The sequence below is a fragment of the Streptomyces sp. NPDC048191 genome, assembly GCF_040652655.1.
GTDB lineage: Bacteria > Actinomycetota > Actinomycetes > Streptomycetales > Streptomycetaceae > Streptomyces.
In genome coordinates, this window is sequence record NZ_JBEZMO010000035.1 from 1 (window position 1) to 22774 (window position 22774).

21 protein-coding genes and 3 pseudogenes are annotated in these 22774 nt (G+C 73.6%); 14 read left to right on the forward strand and 10 right to left on the reverse strand.

The genetic code is table 11. From position 1 onward, the window contains the following. The 6 genes and pseudogenes from AB0D93_RS35630 to AB0D93_RS35655 all read left to right on the forward strand — a co-directional run. Positions 1-66, forward strand: a pseudogene (locus AB0D93_RS35630) (beta-ketoacyl synthase N-terminal-like domain-containing protein); the annotation flags it as partial. A gap of 211 nt (positions 67-277) precedes the next feature. After that, positions 278-559: pseudogene (locus AB0D93_RS35635) on the forward strand (muconolactone Delta-isomerase family protein); the annotation flags it as partial. Between the two features lie 63 nt (positions 560-622). Next, positions 623-994 (forward strand): SgcJ/EcaC family oxidoreductase, encoded by a 372-nt coding sequence (locus AB0D93_RS35640; protein ID WP_362129068.1) that lies wholly within the window; start codon positions 623-625, stop codon positions 992-994. A gap of 363 nt (positions 995-1357) precedes the next feature. Next, complete coding sequence (gene dhaK, locus AB0D93_RS35645; protein ID WP_362128877.1) at positions 1358-2350, forward strand: dihydroxyacetone kinase subunit DhaK; 993 nt, start codon at positions 1358-1360, stop codon at positions 2348-2350. A gap of 67 nt (positions 2351-2417) precedes the next feature. Beyond that, positions 2418-3026 carry a dihydroxyacetone kinase subunit DhaL gene (gene dhaL, locus AB0D93_RS35650; RefSeq protein ID WP_362128879.1) on the forward strand — a complete coding sequence of 203 codons (609 nt, stop codon included), beginning with the start codon at positions 2418-2420 and terminating at the stop codon, positions 3024-3026. 2 nt (positions 3027-3028) lie between these two features. Beyond that, a complete protein-coding gene (locus AB0D93_RS35655) occupies positions 3029-3439 on the forward strand; it encodes a PTS fructose transporter subunit IIA (RefSeq protein ID WP_362128881.1) in 411 nt (136 codons plus the stop codon). A 22-nt stretch (positions 3440-3461) separates the two neighbouring features. Here the strand turns inward: AB0D93_RS35655 and AB0D93_RS35660 are convergent, their stop codons facing one another. Then, positions 3462-4163: a glycoside hydrolase family 75 protein gene (locus AB0D93_RS35660; protein ID WP_362129071.1), complete on the reverse strand. Its 702-nt coding sequence runs from the start codon at positions 4161-4163 to the stop codon at positions 3462-3464. A 465-nt stretch (positions 4164-4628) separates the two neighbouring features. On the opposite strand from AB0D93_RS35660, the gene AB0D93_RS35665 reads away from it, so the two are divergent. Both AB0D93_RS35665 and AB0D93_RS35670 read left to right on the forward strand, forming a co-directional pair. Beyond that, positions 4629-5606: a fibronectin type III domain-containing protein gene (locus AB0D93_RS35665; protein ID WP_362128884.1), complete on the forward strand. Its 978-nt coding sequence runs from the start codon at positions 4629-4631 to the stop codon at positions 5604-5606. Between the two features lie 227 nt (positions 5607-5833). Continuing rightward, positions 5834-6400 carry a hypothetical protein gene (locus AB0D93_RS35670; RefSeq protein WP_362128887.1) on the forward strand — a complete coding sequence of 189 codons (567 nt, stop codon included), beginning with the start codon at positions 5834-5836 and terminating at the stop codon, positions 6398-6400. 26 nt (positions 6401-6426) lie between these two features. On the opposite strand, the gene AB0D93_RS35675 is transcribed toward AB0D93_RS35670, so the two are convergent. From AB0D93_RS35675 to AB0D93_RS35695, 5 genes are all read right to left on the reverse strand, one after another. After that, complete coding sequence (locus tag AB0D93_RS35675; protein ID WP_362128890.1) at positions 6427-6972, reverse strand: PadR family transcriptional regulator; 546 nt, start codon at positions 6970-6972, stop codon at positions 6427-6429. Positions 6973-7003: 31 nt separating this feature from the next. After that, complete coding sequence (locus AB0D93_RS35680) at positions 7004-9019, reverse strand: NADPH-dependent 2,4-dienoyl-CoA reductase (protein ID WP_362128893.1); 2016 nt, start codon at positions 9017-9019, stop codon at positions 7004-7006. Between the two features lie 62 nt (positions 9020-9081). Continuing rightward, positions 9082-9252 (reverse strand): hypothetical protein, encoded by a 171-nt coding sequence (locus tag AB0D93_RS35685; protein ID WP_362128896.1) that lies wholly within the window; start codon positions 9250-9252, stop codon positions 9082-9084. Between the two features lie 232 nt (positions 9253-9484). Then, positions 9485-9856: a hypothetical protein gene (locus tag AB0D93_RS35690; RefSeq protein WP_362128899.1), complete on the reverse strand. Its 372-nt coding sequence runs from the start codon at positions 9854-9856 to the stop codon at positions 9485-9487. A gap of 96 nt (positions 9857-9952) precedes the next feature. Further along, positions 9953-10834 (reverse strand): hypothetical protein, encoded by an 882-nt coding sequence (locus AB0D93_RS35695; RefSeq protein ID WP_362128902.1) that lies wholly within the window; start codon positions 10832-10834, stop codon positions 9953-9955. 306 nt (positions 10835-11140) lie between these two features. Between AB0D93_RS35695 and AB0D93_RS35700 the strand changes: the two genes are divergently transcribed. Continuing rightward, positions 11141-13219, forward strand: a complete 2079-nt coding sequence (locus AB0D93_RS35700) for a SpoIIE family protein phosphatase (RefSeq protein WP_362128904.1) — start codon at positions 11141-11143, stop codon at positions 13217-13219. A gap of 12 nt (positions 13220-13231) precedes the next feature. Here the strand turns inward: AB0D93_RS35700 and AB0D93_RS35705 are convergent, their stop codons facing one another. Further along, complete coding sequence (locus tag AB0D93_RS35705) at positions 13232-14011, reverse strand: putative protein N(5)-glutamine methyltransferase (protein WP_362128907.1); 780 nt, start codon at positions 14009-14011, stop codon at positions 13232-13234. 298 nt (positions 14012-14309) lie between these two features. On the opposite strand from AB0D93_RS35705, the pseudogene AB0D93_RS35710 reads away from it, so the two are divergent. From AB0D93_RS35710 to AB0D93_RS35720, 3 genes and pseudogenes are all read left to right on the forward strand, one after another. Next, a pseudogene (locus AB0D93_RS35710) lies at positions 14310-15792 on the forward strand (hypothetical protein). 73 nt (positions 15793-15865) lie between these two features. Continuing rightward, on the forward strand, positions 15866-17107 hold the full coding sequence (locus AB0D93_RS35715) for an AAA family ATPase (RefSeq protein ID WP_362128910.1): 1242 nt from the start codon (positions 15866-15868) through the stop codon (positions 17105-17107). After that, positions 17104-18345 carry a VWA-like domain-containing protein gene (locus tag AB0D93_RS35720; RefSeq protein WP_362128912.1) on the forward strand — a complete coding sequence of 414 codons (1242 nt, stop codon included), beginning with the start codon at positions 17104-17106 and terminating at the stop codon, positions 18343-18345. Before AB0D93_RS35715 ends, AB0D93_RS35720 begins: the two co-directional genes overlap by 4 nt. Positions 18346-18557: 212 nt before the next feature. Here AB0D93_RS35720 and AB0D93_RS35725 read toward each other — a convergent pair whose 3' ends face one another. After that, positions 18558-19688 carry a hypothetical protein gene (locus tag AB0D93_RS35725; protein ID WP_362128915.1) on the reverse strand — a complete coding sequence of 377 codons (1131 nt, stop codon included), beginning with the start codon at positions 19686-19688 and terminating at the stop codon, positions 18558-18560. 83 nt (positions 19689-19771) lie between these two features. On the opposite strand from AB0D93_RS35725, the gene AB0D93_RS35730 reads away from it, so the two are divergent. Continuing rightward, entirely contained in the window at positions 19772-20212 is a 441-nt protein-coding gene (locus tag AB0D93_RS35730; protein WP_362128918.1) for a MarR family winged helix-turn-helix transcriptional regulator, read from the forward strand. Positions 20213-20238: 26 nt separating this feature from the next. On the opposite strand, the gene AB0D93_RS35735 is transcribed toward AB0D93_RS35730, so the two are convergent. Then, entirely contained in the window at positions 20239-21000 is a 762-nt protein-coding gene (locus AB0D93_RS35735) for a GNAT family N-acetyltransferase (protein ID WP_362128921.1), read from the reverse strand. After that, entirely contained in the window at positions 20997-21920 is a 924-nt protein-coding gene (locus tag AB0D93_RS35740; RefSeq protein ID WP_362128924.1) for an NADP-dependent oxidoreductase, read from the reverse strand. The genes AB0D93_RS35735 and AB0D93_RS35740 overlap by 4 nt, the downstream gene beginning before the upstream one ends. Positions 21921-22089: 169 nt before the next feature. On the opposite strand from AB0D93_RS35740, the gene AB0D93_RS35745 reads away from it, so the two are divergent. Then, entirely contained in the window at positions 22090-22695 is a 606-nt protein-coding gene (locus AB0D93_RS35745) for a sulfite oxidase-like oxidoreductase (RefSeq protein ID WP_362128927.1), read from the forward strand. Positions 22696-22774 lie beyond the last annotated feature (79 nt).

The window sequence follows — 22774 nt, forward strand, 5'->3', positions numbered from 1 at the left end:
AGTGTCGCCTCCGGGCGGATCGCCTACACCCTGGGGCTACGCGGTCCGGCGGTCACCGTGGACACCGCGTGCTCCTCGTATCCCCAGCGACTCCTCCCCTTCGCTGGGAGGCCTGTCCGCCGTCCGGCGCGGCGCCGCGACGAAGATGACGGGTGGCTCCGCCTCACCGCTCGGCTGCAGCGGGCCGGCACCGCCGCGCCGCGCCGCTGGTCGACGACCGGCCGACCCTGTCCCCATCGGGAACCACTCACTTGTCGAACCGAGAGAGGAAGGGACCATGAAGGAGTTCCTGGTCCAGCTCACCACGACCGTGCCCGAGGGCACCGATCCCGCCGAGGTCGATCGACGTCGCGCTGCCGAGGCTGTCCGTGCGAAGGAGCTCGCCTCCGCGGGCCACCTGGTCCGGCTGTGGCGCCCGGTGGGTGAGCTCCGCAGCATTGGTGTGTGGCGCGCCGACGACGAGGCGGACCTGCGCGAGAGGGTCCTCGGGACACTGCCCCTGTGGCCCTGGATGACCGCGGTGGTCACCGCCCTGCAGCCGCACCCCAACGACCCGGGCATGCAGCGAGGAACGCCGACGACCGGGCGCCGCCAGGGCGCCCTTCATGAGAGGAGAACCCCGATGACCGGCACAGCAACGCGGGAAGCGATTCTGCGAGGCGTCATGGACCGATGGAAGGCTGCGGTCGACGCACACGAGCCGCAGGAAGTCGCCTCGTACTTCACCGAGGACGCCGTCTTCCAGGGGCTTCATCCCTATGCCGTCGGCCCTCAGGGGGTCGCCGAGTACTACGATTCCCAGCCCCTCGGGCTGGCGGCGGACTATCGGGTACTGGAAACACGGCAGTTGGCCGAGGACGTCCTGCTCGGCTACCTGGGCGTCGACTTCTCCTTCACCGACCGGCCGACCCTCGAGGTCACCCTCAGCGTGGTCCTCAGGCGTGTCGCCGATCAGTGGCTCATCGCCCACTATCAGGTGTCGAAGCTGGATTGACGAGCACCGGACGCGGTGCACGACCCGTCCGCTGCCCGTACTGCCTGCTGTCGCCAGTGGGGCCGACACCGAGTGCGACCGGCCGACGACACCCGAGGGCATTCGCAGGCGTCTGCTCCACTCCACGTGACCTTCACTGCCGCAAGGTCGATACTGCCGACAGCAGGGTTACGACCGCAGCGCCACCGATCACCGAGGACCGCCTGACGCCCCATCGGAAGAGTCAGCACCGAGTCGGCGTCAGGACCGCCGGAACCCGCTTCCGCCGCCGTGGACCGCCAAGATCAAGAATCGACCGTACCCATACTGACCAGCAAAGATACTTGCCAGAGGCCCATCCGCTAGCCTCACCAGGAGGTTCCCATGAGGATGTTGATCAACGTGCCGGAGACCGTCGTGGCGGACGCGCTGCGGGGCATGGCGGCCGCGTATCCCGACCTGACCGTGGACGTGGAGAACCGGGTGATCGTCCGCCGGGACGCTCCGGTGGCCGGGCAGGTCGCGCTGGTCTCCGGCGGCGGGTCGGGGCACGAGCCGCTGCACGGCGGGTTCGTCGGCCCGGGCATGCTCTCCGCCGCGTGCCCGGGAGAGGTGTTCACCTCGCCGGTGCCGGACCAGATGGCGCGTGCCGCGGCGGCCGTGGACAGCGGGGCCGGGGTGCTGTTCGTCGTGAAGAACTACACCGGCGACGTGCTCAACTTCGACATGGCGACCGAACTGGCCGAGGACGAGGGCATCCAGGTCGCCAAGGTGCTCGTCAACGACGACGTGGCCGTCACCGACAGCCTCTACACCGCCGGTCGGCGCGGCACCGGCGCGACCCTGTTCGTGGAGAAGATCGCGGGCGCGGCGGCGGCCGAGGGGCAGCCGCTGGAGCGGGTGGAGTCCATCGGCCGCCAGGTGAACGAGAACTCCCGCAGCTTCGGTGTGGCCCTCAGCGCCTGTACGACCCCGGCCAAGGGCAGCCCCACCTTCGATCTACCGGACGGCGAGCTGGAGTTGGGCATCGGCATCCACGGCGAGCCGGGCCGGGAGCGGCGGCCGATGATGACGTCCGGGGAGATCGCCGACTTCGCGGTGAACGCGATCCTGGAGGACCTGCCGCCGCGCAGCCCCGTGCTGGTGCTGGTCAACGGCATGGGCGCCACCCCGTTGCTGGAGCTGTTCGGCTTCAACGCCGAGGTGCAGCGGGTGCTGCAGGAGCGTGGAGTGGCCGTGGCCCGCACGCTCGTCGGCAACTACGTCACCTCGCTGGACATGGCGGGTGCCTCGGTGACGCTCTGCCAGGTCGACGAGGAGTTGCTGCGGCTGTGGGACGCGCCGGTGAAGACCCCCGCGCTGCGCTGGGGGATGTGATACGGCGGACGAGGCGACCACCACCCGTAGCAGGCCGGTCATCACCCCTACCACGCAAGGAGATCCAGTGCTCGACGCCGACTTCTTCCGCCGCTGGATGGCGGCGGCCGCCGCGTCCGTCGACCGCGAGGCGGAGCGGCTCACCGCCCTCGACTCGGCCATCGGGGACGCCGACCACGGCAGCAATCTGCAGCGCGGCTTCACGGCCGTGACGACCGCCCTGGAGAAGGAGGCACCGGACACCCCGGGCGCGATCCTGGTCCTCGCCGGGCGGCAGCTCATCTCCACGGTGGGCGGCGCGTCGGGGCCGCTGTACGGCACTCTGCTGCGCCGCACCGGCAAGGCGCTGGCCGACGCCGCCGAGGTCGGCGAGGGCCAGCTGGCCGAGGCGCTGCGCGCGGGCGTGGACGGGGTGATGGCGCTGGGCGGGGCGGCCCCCGGAGACAAGACCATGATCGACGCCCTGGTGCCGGCCGTGGACGCGCTGGGCGACGGTTTCGCCGCTGCGCGGGCCGCCGCCGAGGAGGGTGCGGTGGCCACCACCCCGCTGCAGGCCCGCAAGGGCCGGGCGAGTTATCTCGGCGAGCGCAGCATCGGCCACCAGGATCCCGGTGCGACCTCCTCGGCGCTGCTGATCGCCGCACTGGAAGAAGCGGCAGCGGCGGCGGAGGACTGACGGTGAGCGACGAGAAGCTGGTCGGGATCGTGCTGGTGTCGCACAGCGCGGCGGTGGCCGCATCGGTCGCCGAGCTGGCCAAGGGCCTGGCGGGCGGGGCCCCGGCCGTGCCGGTGGCCCCGGCGGGCGGCACCGAGGGCGGCGGGCTCGGCACCAGCGCCGAGTTGATCGCCGCCGCCGCGGCCTCCGTGGACCGCGGCGCCGGGGTCGCGGTGCTCACCGACCTCGGCAGTGCGGTACTGACGGTGAAGGCACTGATCGCCGAGGGCGACGAACTGCCGGACGGTACGCGGCTGGTGGACGCGCCGTTCGTCGAGGGGACGGTGGCCGCGGTGGTCACCGCCGCCGCGGGTGCCGACCTGGACGCGGTGGAGGCCGCGGCGGCGGAGGCGTACGGCTACCGCAAGGTGTGACAGGGCCGCGGGGCGCGGCTGGTCACCTGGTCGCGGCGAACAGCCTGGCCAGCCGCTGTCCCGCGGCGACCGCGGCCCCGTGGTTCTCGATGGGGTCCACACTGGAGTTCTTGAAGACGATGTAGGTGACACCGGAGGGTGCCCCGCCGCGACGCGGGTCGGTCCGGATGCCGAGGCCCCGGGCGGTCGCCCAGGAGGCCTCGCCGATGACGTCGCGCGCGCCGGTGTCGCCGACCACGGCGTACTGCACGCGGCCCCGGTAGACGACGGCGGCCACGGAGCCGCCCCGTACGCCGTACTTGCGGGGGTTCCAGACGTGGCTCGCGGCCGGGACCACGATGTAGGGCAGGGCCGCGGCGTTCAGGTGGCGGCCGTTGGACTGCTGGAAGGCGGTCATGGCGGCGAACTGCGGGTCGGTGCGGCGGTTGCAGCGCCTGGTGGACTGCCCGTCGCAGTCGATGTCCATGTCGGCGTTCCAGTAGACCACGCTGCGCGTGCCGCACACGGGCACCGTCGCGCGTCGGCCGGCGTCGGTGCGGTACCGGCCGCGGGAGATCTGGTGGCACTCGCCCAGCCCGGCCAGCAGGTCGGTGGCGGCCACGGCGCCCTCGCCGCGGGCCACGGGCCGTTCCCGGGGCAGGTCGGCGGCTGCCGGAACGGGCAGCGCGGCCGGGGCGAGCAGGGCGGCGCCGGCCGCGGCCAGCGTCAGCGACGGGACATGCACGATGAGGGACCCTCTCGTCGGGGACGGGGCGGACATCGAGCACACTGTGGTGCGGGTCCGCGCCCCCGGGCCGTCGGGGCCGCTCCGAAGGGGCCGGATGGAGCACGCTTCTGACACCCCGTGAGGGACAACGCGCGCGCAAGCGCGTGAACAGCGACAACAGGGGCCGGGGACCGGGCCGAAGCCGGTCCGGATCCCCCGGCCGCCCGTGCCGGCGCGGGTTCGGCGACGACAGCGTGTCCGCGCCACAGGCATGAACTTCCCTGCCCTCTTGGGTAGTTCAGCCATAGAGAGCCTCAGCATACGTAACTTCCCCGGATGGCCACCACCGCAGGTCGCCTCCGGTCACCCGCCTGGACCCGTCGGTCACCCGGGCGGCCCCCTTGCCGCGGCCGCGCCCGCCGCGCCATATTGGTCCGGACCTTTGCGTGATGCCGATGCCGCCGTCCCCGGGGAGGCAGAGCCGTGCGACGCGTTCCCTGGCCGCTCGTCCTGGTCTGCGGAGCCCTGCTGCTGGTCACGTCCTGCGGCTGGGACCGGCCCGACGAGGGGGACGAGGGCCGGGCGCCCGGAGCTCCGACCGGGATCACCGCGCAGGCCGGCAGCGCCACCAGCGTGCACGTGATGTGGAACGCGGTGCCGGACGAGCCGGGCATCCGTACCTACGAGGTCTATCGCGGCACCACGAAGGTCGAGGAGGTTCCGGGTTCGCTGCACATGGTGGACGTCACCAGGCTCAGGCCGTCCACCGTGTATGTCTTCTCCGTGCGGGCCCGGGACACCGAGGGCCGGCTGGGCCCGCCGAGCCGTGCGGTGCGGGCACGGACACCGGCCGTGGTGGCGGCGGACCGCTCGGCGCCGACCCGGCCGTCGCGTCCCGCCGGACGGGCCGTCGGCGGCCGGGAGGTCCAGCTGTCCTGGGACGCGTCACGGGACGACCGCGGTGTGGTCTCGTACGACGTGTACCAGGGCGGCGCGAAGATCCACAGCGTCGGCGGGGGCCAGACCGCGACCGTGGTCACCGGACTGCGCCCGGGCACCGGCTACGTCTTCACGGTGCGGGCCCGCGACGCCGCCGACAACCTCTCCCCCGCGAGCGCCCCGGTCCGCCTCACCACGCCGGGCACCGACGACGGCCGGAGCACCGCGCCCACCGGCTTCACGGCGTCGGCCCACCGGGCCGGCGGGGCGTACTACCTCGACCTGTCCTGGGACCCGCCGCGTGTGGACGGGGTGGTCACCGAGTACCGGATCCGGCTCGACGGCAACGCGGCCACCTCGCTGGTCTGGGGCGGCACTCCCCCGCGCGGGCGGGCGAGATACAGCTTCTACGTCGGCCGGACCGCGGGCGAGGAGCACCGGGTGCGGCTGCGGGCGCGGCTGCCGGACGGCACCTGGGGCGGCTGGTCGGCGGAACGGACGGTGACCACGGGCGCCTCCTGATGCCGGTGCCGGACGGCCGGCCGAGGGACGCGCCCGCCCACACGGTTCCCGGCGCACGCGTGGGCCGCGCCCTCCGCCGGCCGAAGGAAACCGTCACCTGACCGGGCGCCTTCCGGGTGCGGCCGTCCCCGCGGCCACGTTGGCTTCTGCCCAGGCAGCACGGACGTTTCCCGACCCCCGGCGGCGCATGGGACGTACCGCCGACCGTGCCGCCGAAAGGTCAGCCCATGCACACCTCGCGACTCCTCGTCCGCTCCGGTCTGACCCTGGCGGCCGCCGCGGCTCTTCCCGCCGTCCTGGCCGGGCCGTCCGCCGCGGCCTCGGGCATCTCCGTGAGCACCACCGGGTCCACCGTCTCGGTGGTCACCAGCGCGTGCTCCGAGATCAACGGCAGCTGGGGCGACGCGGCCCTGCTCACCAGCAGGCAGGCGAACTTCTCCCAGGGCCGGCAGGTGGCCCTGTCGGGCACGTCGGTCAGTCAGTCCGCGGCCTGGACGGGAGTGAGCCCGGGGACGTACACCGCGGTCGTGGTCTGCTCCAGCGGCAGCACGGCGGGCACCCAGTCGGTGGTCGTCTCCTCCGGTTCCGGGCCGACGATCTCGTCGACCGCCTCGCCGGCGACCTCCCGGGCGACGGCCTCGCCGGCGCCCTCCCGGGGCGTGCTGGGCGGCCTCGGCGGAGCGGCCCGGGACTACGGCCCGCTGACGCTGGGCGTCGGCGCGGCCCTGGTGGGCACCGGCGCCATCGCCACGGGCTGGTACCTGCGCCGCCGCGCGAAGCCGTACCGGCTCTGAGCGGCCGTACCGGCTCCGCGGGTGGCTCAGTCGGCGTCGGGCAGTTCGGCGAACTCCGCCAGGGCGTGGCCGAGCCACTGGGTCCAGAAGGACTCCAGGTCGATGCCGGCCCGGAGCACCAGGTGGCGCAGCCGGTCCTCGGGGGCGTTCCGGTCCGGCGGGAAGTCGCGCTCCTCGATCTCCCGGTACTCGGCCAACTGCCGCCGGTGCAGCTCCAGATGGCGGCGCAGGTCCGCCTCCAGGCCCGCCCTGCCGACCACCGCCGCGGCCCGCAGCCGCAGCAGGAGCACGTCCCGCTGGGGCTTGGGATCCTGTGCGGCGGCGGTCCAGCGGGCCAGTTCGGCGCGGCCCGCGGGCAGGACCTCGTAGCTCTTCTTCTGGCCGCGGGCGGGCTGCTCGGACGGCAGCGTGCGGATGAGCCCCTCGGTCTCCAGCCTGCCCAGCTCGCGATAGATCTGCTGGTGCGTCGCGGACCAGAAGTAGCCGATCGACTTGTCGAAGCGGCGGGTCAGCTCCAGTCCCGACGACGGCTTTTCCAGCAGGGCGGTGAGGATCGCGTGCGGGAGTGACATGGGGTCATCCTAGGGACGTGCCGCGGGCGCCCTACAGCGCCGCCGCCAGCTCCGTGCCCTGCTTGATGGCCCGCTTGGCGTCCAGCTCGGCCGCGACGTCCGCGCCGCCGATGAGATGGACGCTGCGCCCGGCGGCGGTCAGCTCCTCGTACAGGTCGCGGCGCGGCTCCTGGCCGGTGCACAGGACCACCGTGTCGACCTCCAGGACCGTGCTCTCCTCGCCGACGGTGATGTGCAGGCCCGCGTCGTCGATCCGGTCGTAGCGCACACCCGGGACCATGGTCACGCCGCGGTGCTTGAGCTCGGTGCGGTGGATCCAGCCGGTGGTCTTGCCGAGGCCGGCGCCGACCTTGGTGGGCTTGCGCTGGAGCAGGTGGACCTGGCGCGGCGGGGCGGGCCGCTCGGGCGCGGCGAGGCCGCCCGGCGCCTGGTAGTCCATGTCGACGCCCCAGCCGCGGAAGTACGTCTCCGGATCCTCGCTCGCCTTGTCGCCGCCGTCGGTGAGGTACTCGGCGACGTCGAAGCCGATGCCTCCGGCACCGAGGACGGCGACCCGGTCGCCGACGGGGGCGGCGCCCTGCAGGACGTCGAGGTAGCCGACGACGCGGGGGTGGTCGACGCCGGGGATGTCCGGGGTGCGGGGGGTCACGCCGGTGGCGACGACGACCTCGTCGTAGCCGGCCACGGTCTCGGCGGTGACCCAGGTGTCGAGGCGTACGTCGACGCCGTGCGCGTCGAGCTGGTGGCGGAAGTAGCGCAGGGTCTCGTCGAACTCCTGCTTGCCGGGGACCTTGCGGGCGACGTTGAGCTGGCCGCCGACCTCGCTCGCGGCGTCGAAGAGCGTGACCTCGTGGCCGCGTTCGGCGGCGCTCACCGCGCAGGCGAGGCCCGCCGGACCGGCGCCGACGACGGCGACACGCTTCTTCAGCCGGGTCGGGGAGAGCACCAGCTCGGTCTCGTGGCAGGCGCGCGGGTTGACCAGGCAGGAGGTGATCTTCCCGCTGAAGGTGTGGTCGAGACAGGCCTGGTTGCAGCCGATGCAGGTGTTGATGGCCTCCGGCGTGCCGGCGGCGGCCTTGGCGACGAAGTCGGCGTCCGCGAGCATCGGGCGGGCCATGGAGACCATGTCCGCGAAGCCGCCGGCCAGCAACTCCTCGGCGAGTTCGGGGGTGTTGATGCGGTTGGTGGTCACCAGGGGCACGGACACCTCGCCCATGAGCTTCTTGGTGACCCAGGTGTAGGCGCCGCGCGGCACGGAGGTGGCGATGGTGGGGATGCGGGCCTCGTGCCAACCGATGCCGGTGTTGATGATCGTCGCCCCGGCGGCCTCGATCTCCTTGGCGAGGGTGACGACCTCCTCCAGCGAGGAGCCGCCCGGGACCAGGTCCAGCATGGAGAGCCGGTAGATGACGATGAAGTCCTCGCCGACGGCCTCGCGCACCCGCTTGACGATCTCGACCGGGAAACGCATCCGGTTCTCGTACGAGCCGCCCCAGCGGTCGGTGCGCCGGTTGGTCTGCCGGGCGACGAACTCGTTGATGAGGTAGCCCTCGGAGCCCATGATCTCCACGCCGTCGTAGCCGGCCTGCCGGGCGAGGCGGGCGGCGCGGGCGTAGTCGTCGATGGTCCGCTCGACGTCGTCCTCGGTCATCTCGCGCGGCACGAAGGGGCTGATCGGCGCCTGCAAGGGGCTCGGCGCGACGAGGTCCTGGTGGTAGGCGTACCGCCCGAAGTGCAGGATCTGCATCGCGATCCGGCCGCCCTCGCGGTGCACGGCGTCCGTGACCACCCGGTGCTGCCCGGCCTCCGCCTCGGTGGTGAGCTTGGCGCCGCCCTCGTACGGCCGGCCCTCCTCGTTGGGCGCGATGCCGCCGGTGACGATGAGGCCCACTCCGCCGCGGGCGCGGGCCGCGTAGAACGCCGCCATGCGCTCGAAGCCGCGCTCGGCCTCCTCCAGGCCGACGTGCATGGAGCCCATGAGCACGCGGTTGGGCAGGGTGGTGAAGCCCAGGTCGAGCGGGGTCATCAGGTGCGGGTAACGGCTCATCGGGCCCTCCGTGCGCGGTGTCGTCGCCTCTTGTTGTAGAGGAACCCGCCCCCTTTATGCAACTAGTTGCACAACCGAGCATGGACCCCGCCCGGCTCGACGCGCCCGGCCAGGCCGTCCAGGACGCCCCGGTAGAGACGCCCCGCGTCCCGCCCGACGACCGCTTCCAGCTGCCGGCCGGCCACGACGGCGTCACGAGCACGCCGCGCCACGACGACCACCTGGACCTGCACACGGACGCCTTCGTGGCGATCACGACGCGCTCGGGGCGCTCCCCGGAGGCGAAGCGCCCGCTGTACCGGCGGTCGCCTAACTCGCGCGCGAACGCACCGGCACCGAGCCGCGCAACGTCCTCGCCTCCGTCACCGGGAACAGGCCCCTCGACCGGCCCTTCGGCGCAGGCGAGACGCAGTACGCCCCGGCCGGTACGGAGCCGGCCGGGGCGCTGCCGTGGTGCGGAGAGGGTCAGCGGCTCTGCAGCCGCAGATGGAGGTCCCTCTCCTGGTCGCCGGAGGCCGTGCAGGTCTCCTCGACGGTGAACATCGAGTCCAGGGTGTGCCGGAACCGGTCCACGGCCCAGTAGCCGCCCTGGACGTCCGCCTGGACGGAGGCGTCGAGGTGGACCGGCGGGCAGCCCGGCCCACGCGCGTCCGCCACGTCGTACGTGCCCAGCCACACCATCGGCCGGACCTCGTGGAGCTGCTGCGGAATCTCGTCCGGGCCCCGGTCGGACGCGAAGCAGGAGCTCAGCGCGTCGAAGACGAGACGGGCGTCCTCCTTGGAACCGCTGATCTCCACCGTGACGGTTTCCGGATGCGACCGCTCCGTGCGTTCCATTGATCGCTCCTTTCGTGGCCGTGCTGCGGTGGAGGGGGGTACCCCGCCGAACCGCGTCCATCCCCCAGCAAAGCACCGCCCGCCGGTCGGCACACCTCAGCCGCGGGAGAACTTGTACGTCTTGCTGTCGGTCAGGATGCAGAAGCCGGGCGACATCACGATCACCCGCAGGGTGCCGGTGCGGCGGTCGTAGTCGATGCCCTCCACCTCGAAGGTGCCCGAGCAGCCGCTGCGCAGCGGCAGCTGGCGCAGGGCGGTGACATGCCCGGTGACGTCTCCGGAGCCACTCGGCGGGGCCGACAGGTCGATCTGGAGCAGCGGTTTGGTCATGCCGAAGAGGCTGCCGTCCGGGTCGTCGGAGGAGCACAGCAGGGTGGTGGGGCCGGAGAAGTCGCAGCCCTGGACGTCACGGACGGCGTGGTCCAGGTTCACCGTGGAGGCCTGCGGGAGGTTCGCCGAGGGCGAGGTGCCCGGGTTGACGCCGGGGGTCGGGAAGACCAGCAGGCGGTTCATCGTGCCCCACTCGCCCGAGAGCATCCACTGCCCGTCGGGCGAGATCGCGTCCCAGGAGTTGTTCAGGGCCTCACCGGGACTCAGCGTGTGGACGTACTCCGACCAGGTGCCGTCGGGCGCCTGCACGCGGTACATCTTCGAGTTGCCGGAGTCCTGCTGGTAGGGCTCGATGTAGTAGCCGTTGTACGAGGCGTCGGGGTCGCCGACGTGGTTCCAGCCGCGGCTGGAGACGCTGAGGGGGATGGTGCCGATACCGGTGTACCGGTTGGGGCTGTTCGCGGGGACCTCGACGGAGGTCAGTCCCTGGCTCTCGTCCAGCGGGCGGGCACGGTCGGAGCCGGTCTCCGTCCAGGTGTCGGCCGCGGAGGCGGGCAGGGGTGCGGCGAGGGACACGACGGAGGCTGTGGCGAGGGTGACGAGTCCGGCGAGAACTGCGTGACAACGTTGCCGGGCGGACGCGGGCATGGCCGACTCCTCGGGCGGGGGGTGGGGACACTCGATCGGCCGACAGTCTGGCGTGGCACGTTGGTCATGTACAGACCAACACAGCAACATGAGCGTGAACTCTCCCGGTACGCCGAACGGGCGTGCACGATGTCCGGGACAGGTCCGGCCCCGGCGTGACGGCTTCGGCGGACGTGCACCGCTGTGGTGAGAGATGGTGGAGGTGACCGGCGAAGGCGTCGGAGAGTCGGGTGTGAACGCGGTGGATCAAGGGGAGTCGGCACGGGGGACGACGTGCCGTGCGGACGGGCGAAGGCGGTGCGTGGCATGAGTCCAGCCGAGGCTCCGGTGACGGCGGGCGGCGAGCCCGTGCGCGGGCCGGTGCGGCCCGGCGGTCTGCTCGACGTGCTCGGGGTGGCGTCGGTGGTGCTGGACACCACCGGCCGGATCGTGCTGTGGAGCCCGCAGGCGGAGGAGTTGTTCGGGTACAGCGCCCAGGAGGCCCTCGGCGAGTACGCCGCCCGGCTCATGGTCCACGAGCGGCATCTCGAGCTGGTCGGCACGCTCTTCGCCGATGTGATGCGCACCGGGCAGAGCTGGGCGGGCGGCTTCCCGATCCGGCACAAGGACGGCAGCACCCGTGTGGTGGAGTTCCGCAACATGCGGCTGCTGGACGACCACGGTGACGTGTACGCTCTCGGACTCGCCGCCGACCAGTCGACCGTACGGCGGCTGGAGCAGGACGTGGCGCTGTCCGAGCGGATGGTGAAGCAGTCGCCGATCGGCTACGCCGTGCTGGACACCCGGCTGCGGTTCGTCTCGGTCAACCCGGCCCTGGAGAGGATCAACGGGGTGCCGGCCGCCGAGCACCTGGGACGGACGCTGCGCGAAGTCCTCCCCCGGCTGGACTCCGAGGCCATGCTGGACGACGCCCGGCGGGTGCTGGACACCGGTGTCCCCGTGATCGACAACACGATCGTCGGCCGTACCCCCGCCGACCCGGACACGGACCACACCTGGGCGCACTCGCTGTACCGGCTCGAGGACGCCATGGGCAACGTGCTCGGTGTGGCGGTCACGGTGGTCGACATCACCGAGCAGTACCGGGCCTCCCTGGAGGCGGAGGCCGCCCGGCGCCGGCTCGCCGTCATCGCCGACGCCTCCGCCCGGATCGGTACGACGCTCGAACTGGACCGCACCGCCTGCGAACTGGCCGAGGTCGCCGTACCGGAACTCGCCGACGTGGCCGCCGTGGACCTGCTGGACGCGGTGGTGGAGGGCCGGCCCAGCACTCTGGGCCCGTCGGAGTCCGCGTTGATCCGGGCCCTGGCAGTGCGTCCCGACGACGGCTCGGACGCCGTGCGCGCCGCCGATCTGCCGGGCCGGATCGCCCGCTACGAGCCCGACCGGCTGGTCACCGAGTGCGTGCGCTCGGCCGAAGCGGTCCTGGTGCCGCACGTGAAGGACGAGGACCTGCCGCGCATCGCCCGCTCCCCCGAGGCGGCCGAACTGCTGGCCCGGGCGGGACTGCACTCGTATCTCGCGGTGCCGCTGATCGCGCGCGGCGAGGTGCTCGGCGCCCTGGATCTCAAACGCACCCGCAATCCGGCGCCCTTCGACGAGGACGACGTGCTGCTCGCCCGGGAGCTGGCCGCCCGCGCGGCCGTGCAGATCGACAACGCGCGCTGGTACCAGAACGCCCGCAACACCGCCCTCACCCTGCAGCGCAGCCTGCTGCCGGGTCACCCCCCGGACATGACCGGCCTGGAGGTGGCCTCCCGCTATCAGCCAGCCGGGGCCACCAGCGAGGTGGGCGGCGACTGGTTCGACGTCATCCCGCTGGGGGGCGGCAAGACCGCGCTCGTGGTGGGCGATGTGATGGGCAGCGGGATCAGCGCCGCCGCGACCATGGGCCGGCTGCGCACGGCGACCACCACGCTGGCCGCCCTCGATCTCGACCCGGCGATGCTGCTGGAGCACCTGGACAAGACGACGTCGGCCCTGGACCACTCCATCGCCACCTGTGTGTACGCCGTGCACGATCCGCATCTGCGGCAGTGCCGGATCGCCAACGCCGGTCACCTGCCGCCGGCCCATCTCCGCCGGGGCCGGTCGCCGGTCCTGCTCGACCTGCCCACCGGCGTGCCGCTGGGCGTCGGCGGAGTCGGGTTCTCCACCGTCACCGTCGACTTCGAGCCCGGCGACGAGCTGGTCTTCTACACCGACGGCTTGGTGGAGACCCGCAGCCACTCCCTGGACGAACGCCTGGACTTCCTGCTGTCCCTGCTCGACGACCCCGCCCGCCCGCTGGAGGAGACCTGCGACCTCCTCCTGTGGACCCTGCACCACCCCGACAACCACGACGACGTCGCCCTGCTCATCGCCCGCGCGCAGGAACTGTCGTAGGCGGGACCGGCGTCAGGGACGCACGCCGACGACCACGTGTGCGGAGAGTTCCTCCGACTCCGCCAGACGGGTCGTCAGACCAGCGTCCACGAAGGCCCGTACGGCGGCCGGTGCCTGACGTTCGCTGGTCTCGGTCAGCAGACAGCCGCCCGGTGCCAGCCACTCGGGCGCCCCGGCGGCCGCCCGGCGCAGCACGTCCAGGCCGTCCGCTCCACCGTCCAGCGCGACGCGCGGTTCGTGGTCACGGGCCTCCGCCGGCAGCAGGGGCAGTTCGCCGGTGGGGACGTAGGGCACGTTGGCGGTGAGGATGCCGACGCGGCCGCGCAGGGCGGCGGGCAACGCGCCGTAGAGGTCGCCCTCGTGGGCCCGGCCACCGTATGCGGCGAGGTTGCGGCGGGCACACCGGACGGCGGCCGGGTCGATGTCGGCGGCGTGCACCTCGGCGCCGTCCAACGCGGCGGCGAGGGCGGCGCCCAGAGCGCCGGAACCACAGCACAGGTCCACGACCACCGTCGCGTGCGGGGCCTGGGCCAGCGCCTGGTCGACCAGGAACTCGGTACGGCGGCGGGGGACGAACACCCCCGGTTCCACGACGACCCGCAGGCCGTGGAACCGGGCCCAGCCGAGGACCTGTTCCAGCGGGAACCCGGCGACGCGGCGGTCCACCATCGAGGACAGTTCCGCCTCGGTGCGGGCGGTGGCGAGGATCAACTCCGCCTCGTCCTCGGCGAAGACGCACCCGGCGGCGCGCAGCGCGGAGACGACGGCGGAAGGAACGGAAGGAGAGGGCATGGAGGCCGAAAGCCTTTCGGAGCGCGGGACTCGAGGGCGCTCCCGCGGTCACCACTCCCGGTGCACCGCGCCGTCCTGAGGAGAGAGCACCCCGGCTGACACAGCGGTGATGGGTCCCACCTCCTCGGCATTCGGGGCCGCGACGTCCGCGACCGGAGGGCCACCTTACCCCACGGGGCGTGCGCCGTTGCGGGCGGGAAAACACCTGGCACAGCGGCGGTCGGGCGGCTACGCTCGCCGCGATGACGACTCACGCCTCCCAGAGATTGGGGGTCCCGTCCGCGCAAGGTGAGCGCTGATGCTCACTTCCACCGCGCACGGGGATTCCCGGCTTTCCTTGTGGCTGCGCGTACGGACGTACGCCGTGCCACCGTCCATGATCGAGCTCGCCACCGTCCGCCGCGCGGCCGGGGACTGGGCCGGGGCCTGCGCCGCCGCCCGGGTCGACGTCGATCTCGATCTGCGTTCCGTCGCCCGCGCCCACGGCCGGGACACCGCGACCCGGCTCCGTGCCGACCTCCGCCATCTCGCCCCCGACCTGCTGCGCTGGCACATGCCGAGGATCGCGCCCGACGGGCTGCTGCGCCCGGGCCTGACCCTCACGCTGGCGCGGTACGAACGGGCAGGCCCGGCCGGCCCGTTGCACCTCGTGGCCCGTACCCCGCCCGCCTGGGCCGACGCCGGCCAGCGGATCGGCCTCGCGCTGTGGGATCCGGCCGACGCGCCCAACGGCCGGCATCCGCATCCCCCCCCACCGCCGCTACCGGCTCGACCTGCACCGGCATCTGTGGGACGCGCGCAGGGCCGGTGAGCTGCGCGAGAGGTCGGGGGCCGGCGGGCCCGCGCCGCCCGACAGCGACCCGACGGGGCTCGCACCGGCCGGGCTCGGCTGTGCCGTCGGCCGGTGGGCGGCCGAGGCGGGCATCCTTCTGGACGCCGAGGGCCGTCCCGGCGCAACGTTCGCCGTGCGGCTCGGCAGCCGCCACCGGCTGGTTCTCGCGGAGACTTCGGACGGGGGCGCGGCCCCGGACCCGGCCCTTCACCGGCGCGGAACCGGCCCGGCCGACGGGCTCCCGGGCCCGCGCGGCGACCGTGGCCGGGCGTACCGGCTCGCGGCCGGCGATCCTGCGCCACGGCTGCGGACCGTCGGCGAGCTTCCGCCGGGCGGCCCGTCCGCCGTGCCGGTGCTGCCCGATGCGGCGACCTGGGTGTCGCCCGACCTGGAGTTGCTGCGGGCCGGGCTGCTCGACGCGGACCGGCTCCATCCTCTGGTCGCCGCCGCACTGGCGCCCGGCCACAGGGCATCCGGCGCACCGGGCGCCACGGATCCGGTGGAACAGGCGCGCCGGGTGGAATGCCGGGGCGCCACGCACCGGATCGGTCTGGTCGACGGTGTCCTGGCGCCCCTGGACCACGAGCCGGACGAGATCCGGCGCGAGGAGCTGCTGGCCGCGCTCGGCGGGCCGCCGCTGCCCTGTCTGCGGGTCATCGACGAGGCGCACCGGCGGCCGGACTGCCTCGCCGGTGTGCGGGAACGGCTGGACCACGGCGACACCGACGGCGCCCTGGCCGTGGTCGAGGGGCTGCTGGGGCCCGCCGCGGTGCTGCGCGAGGGCCCGCTGCGGGACGAGCTGACGGCGGCCGCCGAGCGGCGCGTCGCCTACGGCCTCTACCGGGCCGGTCTGTCCGGACCCTGCGGAACCTCCGCCGCCCCGGCCCGTCCCGGCAGCCGAAGCCGCCGCCCCACCCGGCGGCAAGTCCGCGCCGTCACCTTCTTCTGAACTTCTCCTTCTGGACTTCTCCTTCTGAACTTCCGGTTCTTTCTTCTTACTTCACACCCAAGGTGATTGCCTCATGACCTCGTACGCCTCCGCGATCCTGCCCGCACAACGGCCGGACGCCCCCCAACTCACGGTCGCGGAAGACCTGTTGACCCTGCTCCGCGACACCACCACCGAACCGCGCACCGACACCCAGCTGGAGGCGTTGACCCTGGCCGTGGCCGCCGACCTCCCGGTGCTGCTCTGGGGCGAACCCGGCATCGGCAAGACGGCCGCGCTGGCCCAGCTCGCCACCGCCCTTGACCTGCCGCTGACCACGGTGATCGCGAGCGTCCACGAGCCGTCCGACTTCTCCGGCCTGCCCGTCGTGGGCGACGATCCCGCGGTCCAGGGTGTCCCGATGGCGCCGCCGGACTGGGCGGTGCGGCTCGTACGGGCCGGGCGGGGACTGCTGTTCCTGGACGAGCTGTCCACCGCTCCCCCGGCGGTGCAGGCGGCCCTGCTGCGGCTGGTGCTGGAGCGGCGCATCGGCGCGCTGCGGCTGCCGCCGGCGGTACGGATCGTGGCCGCCGCCAATCCGCGCTCCTCGGCAGCCGACGGCTGGGAGCTGAGCCCGCCCCTGGCCAACCGGTTCGTGCATCTGCAGTGGGCCCACGACCACGACGTCGTCGTGCGCGGTCTCGGCGGGACCTGGCCACGGGCGACCCTGCCCGCGCTCGACCCCGAGCGGCTGCCCGGTGCCGTGGCCTTCGCCCGGCGCGCGGTGTGCGAGTTCCTCGTCGCACGGCCGGGGCTCGTGCACCGACTGCCGAGCGGGGAGAGCCGCCGGGGCGGCGCCTGGCCATCACCGCGGAGCTGGGAGGCGACGCTCCGTCTGATCGCCTTCGCGACCGCCGCCGGATCGTCCCGGGACGTGCTGTCGCTGCTGGTCCGGGGCACCGTGGGCGACGGCCCCGGTCTCGAACTGCTGGCGAGCCTCGACCGGATGGACCTGCCCGACCCCGAGACCCTGCTCGCCGACCCGGCGGGTGCCGAGCTGCCCGAGCGCGGAGATCTGCGGCAGGCCGTGTTGGACGGTGTGGTGGACGCGGTCCGCAAGCGGCCGGAGCGGGCCCGCTGGAACGCCGCGTGGGCGTTGCTGGTGCGGGCGATGGAGACCGGGGCGCCGGACGTGGTGGTCGTCCCGGCGTCCACGCTGGCCTCCCTGCGCCGGGAGGGCTGGGACGTACCGGCGGCGATCGAGCGGCTCGCCGGGGTGGTGTCGCTGTCCCGGCGGGCCGAGGACGCCGCCCGTGCGGCGGGTGCCCGCCGATGACCGGGGACGCGCCCGGCACGCTGGACCTCGGCAAGCTCTTCGCCGCGCGGCTGCACGCGGCCCGCGTCCGGCCGTACCTGGCGACGGCGCTGTTCGCGCTGCGGCCCGTGGAGTCGCGGGAGGTGCCGACGATGGGGGTCGACCGGCACTGGCGGTGCTACGTCTCTCCGGCGTTCGTGGACCGCACACCGCTGGCGGAACTGGCGGCGGTGTGGGTGCACGAGGTGTCGCATCTGCTCCGCGACCACCACGGGCGCGGTGAGCGGTACGCCCGCGAGCGGCAGTTGTCCGGGCCCGCCGAACGGCTGCGGATGAACATCGCCGCGGACTGCGAGATCAACGACGACGTGTACGGGGACGGGCTGGTGCGGCCCGAAGACGCCGTGACACCGGAGCGGTTGGGGTTGCGGCCGGGCGAGCTGATGGAGGACTACCTGCGGCAGTTCCGCCTCGGGCCGCGGCTGGAACGCCTGGCCTGGCTGGACTGCGGCAGCGGCGCCGACGGGCTGGACCGGGGGTGGGAGCTGGGGCCGGACGGCGCCCACGGGCTGAGCGAGCAGGAGCGGGACGCGGTCCGGTTCCGGGTGGCGCAGGGCATCAGGGGTGCTCCGGGCAGCGCTCCGCGGGGCTGGCGACGGTGGGCGGAGGAGGCGTTCCATCCCCCGCAGCCGTGGCGCCAGTTGCTGGGTTCGGCCCTCCGCTCGGCGGTCTCCGCGCCGGGCGCGGGCGAGGACTACCGCTACGGACGGCCGGCGCGGCGTTCGGCCGGGCTGCCGGGGGTCGTCCTGCCGAGTCTTCGGCGCAGACCGCCCAGGGTGTGCGTGGTCGTCGACACCTCGGGGTCGGTCAGTGACGCGGAACTGGGCAGCGCCCTGCTGGAGGTGGCCGCGATCTGCCGGGCCCTGGGCGGCCGGCGGGACCTGGTCTCCGTGCTGTCCTGCGATGCCGCGGCGCGGACGGTGCAGCCGTTGTGCCGGACGGAGGGCATCGACCTGATGGGCGGCGGCGGGACCGATCTGCGCACCGGTTTCACCCGCGCGCTGCGGACGCGGCCCGACGTGGTGGTGGTCCTGACCGACGGTCAGACCCCGTGGCCCGAGGCGCGGCCGGAGTGCCGGACGGTGGTGGGACTGTTCGCGCGGCCCGGCGGAGCGTACGACGAGAACGACCCCGGCTACTTCCCGGACGCGCCACCGGCATGGGCCCGGGTGGTGACGATCGGGTCGGCGGCGAGGTGAGACGGCGGAACGGCGTCGGCGGCTGCGTCGGCCGGCCATGGCGCGCGCCCGGCGACGTGCGCACCGTGCGCACGCCATGGCCGGCCGTACCGGTGACCGGGGCAGCGTGCCGGCCGTCGGGCCCTGCGGCCGCGCACCGGCACTGCCTGCCCCGGGCTTCCTCCCGGCCTTCTCGCGCGCGGCCGCGTCCGCCGTCCCGGGACCGGCACCGGTCAGACGCCGACCGTCTCCTCGACCTCTTCCTCGACCTCGGCCTCAACACGGGCCCGTTCCGCTTCCTCGGCCTCCGCACGGGCCCGTTCCGCGGCCGGCTGCTCGGCCGGTGCCGGGGCGGGTACGGCGGCCACCCCGGTCGCGGTCCCGGTGTGGCCGGCCGCGTGCCGGGCCCGCCGCGGCCGCTCGTACAGGGCCGCGATCCCGGTCACCACCAGGCCCGCCAACAGCCAGACCACCAGCGTCGCCACATTGCGCGAGAGACCGTCGTCGCCGAAGTACAGGAGGCTGCGGACTCCCTCGACGAAGCCGGCGCCGTTCCAGAAGGCGTGCAGGGTGCCGAAGAAGCCGTTCTGCAGCTCGGGGCGGAACAACCCGCCGGAGCTGGTGAAGTTGAGCATGACGAACAGCACCATCATGGTGAGCGTGGTCCACCGCTTGAGGAAGGTGTGCAGGCCGACGCCGATGAAGAGGATGCCGGCCGAGTACAGCCAGGCCATGCCCCACACGCCCGCGAGGCCGTGGTGGGCCAGGTGGAACACCGGTCCGGCGAGCAGCGCTCCGATGCCGCTGACCACGGCGGAGACTCCGAGCGCGAGCAGCGCCCGTATCCGCATCGAGAGGGCGGCGCCCGCGGCACCGAGGGCGGCGACCGACGCGTAGGAGCCGATGCTGAGGGCGATCAGCAGGAAGAAGAGGCCCTGCCCCGTGGGGTCGTCGGCGACCGGCTCCGCCACGTCGGTGATCTTCAGCGGCACGCCCTCCTCGGCGGCGACCGGCGTGAAGACCTTCTCGACCGCCGTGGCGCCCATGTCGGAGGCGGCGCTCGCCACCAGCAGCTCGGGGGCCTTGGCGCTCGGCACGTAGGCACCGGTCACCGCGCGGGACTTGAGCAGGTCGACGGCGTCCGTGCGGGTGGCGACCGTGCGGACGTCGAGCTTGTCCCCGGCGGTGTCCTTGACCGTCTGGGCGAAGACCTTCGCCTGCGGGGCGCTGCCGACTACGGCGACGGGCAGGTGGTGCGGCTCCGGGGTGACGAAGGCACCCATGTACGCGAGCCCCATGCCCAAGCACATCAGCAGCGGGGTGATCAGGTGCGTGAGCACATGGCGTAGCGCCGGTGACCTCATCGCGGGCGACCTCCAAAGGTTGGCTTATACAACTACTGCTTCAAGTTGTACTATACAACTAGAACGCCGGAGGAGGTATTCCCGTGAGCGCAGCGGAGTCGGCCGTGGAAACGATCCAGCGCGAGATGACCATCTTCGCCCGCCGGGCCCGCGCCTCGGCGGGCCGCATGCACCCCGAGCTGTCCCTGGTGTCGTACACCCTGCTCGGCCACCTGGAGGAGCAGGGCGGCTGCCGGGCGACGGACCTGGCGGCGCACTACGCGCTGGACAAGTCCACGGTCAGCCGCCAGGTGGCCGCGCTGGAGCGGGCCGGGCTGATCGAGCGCCGCCTGGACCCGGAGGACCACCGGGTCCAGGTGCTCGACCTGACGGAGGCGGGCCGGGAGATCCTCGCCCAGGTCACCCACAGCCGCCGGGCCGCCTTCCGCGAGCGGCTCGCGAACTGGCCGGAGGAGGACCTGGTGCGTTTCGCGGCCTACCTGGAGCGGTACAACGCGGATCCCGGCGAGACCGGGTCCGGCTGACCGGCGGGCCCGGGGCCCGCCGGTGGTCAGGCGACCGGCACGGCCGCGCGGTCGTCCGCCGACAACTGCGGGGCACGGGCCGCGAGGAACGCCGTGCGGCGGCGCAGCCGGAAGCCCAGGGACTCGTAGAGCCGGATCGCGCCCGTGTTCTGGGCGCCGGTGTGCAGGAACGGCGTCTCGCCGCGCTCGCGGATGCCGTGCGCGACCGCGAGGATCAACCGGGTGGCGAGGCCCTCGCCGCGGAAGGCGGGGTCGGTGCAGACCGCGCTGATCTCGGTCCAGCCCGGCGGGTGCAGCCGCTCCCCCGCCATGGCGATCAGGGCGCCGTCGCGCCGGATGCCGAGGTAGGTGCCGAGTTCGATGGTCCGCGGCAGGAAGGGGCCCGGTTGGGTACGGGCCACGAGATCGAGCATCTCGGGCACGTCCGCCGGGCCGAGGCGGACGGCCTCCGCGTCCGGCGCGGCGGCGAGTCCGTCGTCCACGAGCTGCACTCCGTCGACCCGGAAGGTGATCTCCCAGTCCTCCGGCACCTCGCCGCGGTGGCCGAGCAGCGGGACCTCCGTGCCGGGCCCGGCCAGCGCGGCCAGGTCAGCCCAGTCCCGCTCCTCCGGTTCGTCGGGCAGCGCCAGCCACGGGGAGACGTCTACGGGGTAGCGCAGCACCCGGCCGCGCCGCTCCGCGAAATGGGCGTGCGGGCCGGTCAGCGCGGCGCGGGCGGGGTGGTCGAGGACGTGCGGGGCGTCCGCGGGATTCCGGTCGCCGACGCCCGTACCGGCTATGAGGCTCACGCGGCCACCTCGATCACGATCTTGCCGAGGGTGTGGCCCGCCTCGACGGCGCGCAGCGCCTGGCCGGCCTCCGCCAGCGGGAAGGCGCGGGTGACGTGCGGCTTCAGGGCGCCGCGTACGACGAGGTCGGCGACCGCCTGCAGAACGGCTCCGGTGCGGGCGCGCTGGACCGCGGCGCCGCCGAGGGCGGCGGCGGCCGCCGGCGGCGAGCCGGCGGTGACCAGCTTGCTCCGGTCCTTCAGCGGTTCGGCGGCCTCGGCGAGCACCGGGCCGCCCACCAGGTCGTACACCCCGTCGATCCCGTCCGGCGCGGCGGCCCGCACCCGCTGGGCCAGTTCGGGTCCGGAGGCCACGTGCACGGCGCCCAGCGACTCCACGAAGTCCTTCTTGCCCTCGCTCGCCACGCCCACGACCCGCAGCCCGAAGGCGCGGGCGATCTGCACGGCCGCGCTGCCGACACCGCCCCCGGCGCCCGTCACCAGCAGCGTCGACCCGCCGGGCAGGCCGAGCTGGCGGACGCCGTCGTAGGCGGTGGCAGCGGCTACCGGAAGGGTGGCGGCGTCACGGAAGGAGACCGCGGCGGGCTTGTGGGCGGTCACGTCGGCGGTCAGCAGGACGTACTCGGCGTATCCGCCGCCGGCGGTGCCGCCGAACACCTCGTCACCGACGGCGAAGCCGGTGACCCCCGGCCCGGCCTCCTCGACGACACCGGCCGCTTCGCTGCCGAAGACCACGGGGAAGGCGGGCTCGCCCTCACCGGGACGCCGGAAACCCTGGCGCAGCTTCCAGTCGACGGGGTTGACCCCCGCCGCGCGGACCGCGACCAGGAGCTCGCCGGGGCCCGGCCTCGGGCGGTCCAGGTCGATCAGCGCCTCGGCCTCCGGTCCGCCGTGCCGCGTGTACACATACGCCTTGGGCATGCACTTCCCCACTTCTCTCGCGCTGTCACCGGTGTACCGGTGCCGGCATGGAGCGCAAAGGAGAAGCGCCGCGGAGCTATTCCCCTGGCCCGAAAGAGTTCATCCGGCCGCAATCATCCGGCGGTGACCAGGGACGGAAGCACCCGCGACGACCACGTACGGTTGAAGCATGAACGTTACGCGAGGCTTCACGGGCCGCCCGCGCGTCCACAACCCGGGGTTGCCGCCCGGGCAGTACGACGCGGGCGAGGACTGGCCCGTCCTGTCCGCCGAGGTCACCCCCGACCTCGTACCGGCCGACTGGTCCTTCCGCATCGACGGTCTGGTGGCACGGCCGTACACCTGGGACTGGGACGCCGCGCACGCCCTGCCGGTGTCGGCGTACGACGGCGACATCCACTGCGTGACCGGCTGGTCGAAGTTCGGCGTGCGTTTCGGTGGTGTCTCCCTGGACGCGTTCTTCGACGTGGTGCGGCCCCGCGGGTCCGCCACCCATGCGGTCGCACGCTCGCACACGGGCTACACCACCAACCTGCCGCTCGCCGACCTCACCGGCGGGAAGGCCTGGATCGCCTGGGAGTACGGCGGCGAGCCACTGCCGTCCGAGCACGGCGGCCCGGCGCGGCTCCTCGTGCCGCACCTGTACTTCTGGAAGAGCGCCAAGTGGATCGCGGGTCTCACGCTCCTCGACCACGACGAGCCGGGCTTCTGGGAGGGCAACGGCTATCACGAGCGCGGCAACCCCTGGGAGGAGCAGCGGTACTCCGGTGACTGAGACGGTGACGACGACCGGCACGGCGGCGACGGAGCCGGTCGCCCGGGCCTCCGGCTCGGGTGCGGCCGCGCCACGGTTC

Excerpts from the sequence above, each read along its gene's own strand:
- AB0D93_RS35715 (WP_362128910.1), top strand. The coding sequence starts at position 15,866 with ATGACCTCGTACGCCTCCGCGATCCTGCCCGCACAACGGCCGGACGCC.
- AB0D93_RS35740 (WP_362128924.1), bottom strand. The coding sequence starts at position 21,920 with ATGCCCAAGGCGTATGTGTACACGCGGCACGGCGGACCGGAGGCCGAG.
- AB0D93_RS35745 (WP_362128927.1), top strand. The coding sequence starts at position 22,090 with ATGAACGTTACGCGAGGCTTCACGGGCCGCCCGCGCGTCCACAACCCG.
- AB0D93_RS35725 (WP_362128915.1), bottom strand. The coding sequence starts at position 19,688 with ATGAGGTCACCGGCGCTACGCCATGTGCTCACGCACCTGATCACCCCG.
- AB0D93_RS35640 (WP_362129068.1), top strand. The coding sequence starts at position 623 with ATGACCGGCACAGCAACGCGGGAAGCGATTCTGCGAGGCGTCATGGAC.
- AB0D93_RS35720 (WP_362128912.1), top strand. The coding sequence starts at position 17,104 with ATGACCGGGGACGCGCCCGGCACGCTGGACCTCGGCAAGCTCTTCGCC.
- AB0D93_RS35670 (WP_362128887.1), top strand. The coding sequence starts at position 5,834 with ATGCACACCTCGCGACTCCTCGTCCGCTCCGGTCTGACCCTGGCGGCC.
- AB0D93_RS35680 (WP_362128893.1), bottom strand. The coding sequence starts at position 9,019 with ATGAGCCGTTACCCGCACCTGATGACCCCGCTCGACCTGGGCTTCACC.
- AB0D93_RS35695 (WP_362128902.1), bottom strand. The coding sequence starts at position 10,834 with ATGCCCGCGTCCGCCCGGCAACGTTGTCACGCAGTTCTCGCCGGACTC.
- AB0D93_RS35675 (WP_362128890.1), bottom strand. The coding sequence starts at position 6,972 with ATGTCACTCCCGCACGCGATCCTCACCGCCCTGCTGGAAAAGCCGTCG.
- AB0D93_RS35700 (WP_362128904.1), top strand. The coding sequence starts at position 11,141 with ATGAGTCCAGCCGAGGCTCCGGTGACGGCGGGCGGCGAGCCCGTGCGC.
- dhaK (WP_362128877.1), top strand. The coding sequence starts at position 1,358 with ATGAGGATGTTGATCAACGTGCCGGAGACCGTCGTGGCGGACGCGCTG.
- AB0D93_RS35705 (WP_362128907.1), bottom strand. The coding sequence starts at position 14,011 with ATGCCCTCTCCTTCCGTTCCTTCCGCCGTCGTCTCCGCGCTGCGCGCC.
- AB0D93_RS35690 (WP_362128899.1), bottom strand. The coding sequence starts at position 9,856 with ATGGAACGCACGGAGCGGTCGCATCCGGAAACCGTCACGGTGGAGATC.